Raw genomic sequence first — 793 nt, 5'->3', positions numbered from 1 at the left:
ATTAAATCAAAAGAAAGATGAGCAAATCGTACGCATTGATATGGAATACTAAGTGATGATTTAATGACTGCTTATAACAAAGGTAATAAAAAAGTATTACAAGATGCTTTTGATGATATTTTTATTCAATCAGGTCAATCAACAGTAGATGGTCAATTATCCCAATCTTTACAAGTAGTACAAGGTACACCAACCTTAGAAACATATACAGAAGACCAAAAAGCGATTATTGAACAAGTATATATAGCATGTAATTTTTCTAGTCCTTTTGGTGATGCATCAGATAGTGAAGAAAATAAAACACAACATTAATAAAAAAAACAAAAGACTTAGAAAAACAAGCATATTTACAAGCATATCGTAAGCAATATTATACAAAAATGTTTGATACTGTTTTAAAATATTATGGTTTATGAGATGGTGTTGGTGAACGAGAATATGGTTTTGATTTTGTTAGTGCTAGTTTAGTTGACCAAATGCGACAAAATGAATTAATTACTGCTAGATTAGATAATGGCACAATGGAACCAATAAGAGCAATTACTGAATATGAAAATATTGATGAATTAGAAGCAGCAAAATATTTAGAAAAAATAGAAGCATGACAAGATAAAATGCAAGCAAAAGAAATAGAACATAATAATAAATTAATGGAATATGATGAAACTGGTAATAATCAAAATGCCGTACAAGGTAGAACAGAAATTAAGGAGAATTAAAAAATGAGTAGAATTAACCCCGGGGTTATGGAAGAATTAAGAAGACAAGCCCATGATACTTTAATAGATATAAR

2 protein-coding genes are annotated in these 793 nt (G+C 28.5%); both read left to right on the top strand.

The genetic code is table 4. The annotated features are described in order from the left end of the window. Nucleotides 1-312: hypothetical protein (locus EHV01_RS06175; protein ID WP_422066695.1), on the top strand; the 312-nt coding region annotated here is incomplete at its 5' end. A gap of 68 nt (nucleotides 313-380) precedes the next feature. Further along, a complete protein-coding gene (locus EHV01_RS06170; protein ID WP_422066694.1) occupies nucleotides 381-719 on the top strand; it encodes a hypothetical protein in 339 nt (112 codons plus the stop codon). Nucleotides 720-793: the final 74 nt, after the last annotated feature.

This window comes from Spiroplasma sp. hy2, assembly GCF_044714365.1.
GTDB classification, from domain to species: domain Bacteria; phylum Bacillota_I; class Bacilli_A; order Mycoplasmatales; family Mycoplasmataceae; genus Spiroplasma; species Spiroplasma phoeniceum.
This window is presented reverse-complemented; position numbering and strand designations above follow the sequence as displayed.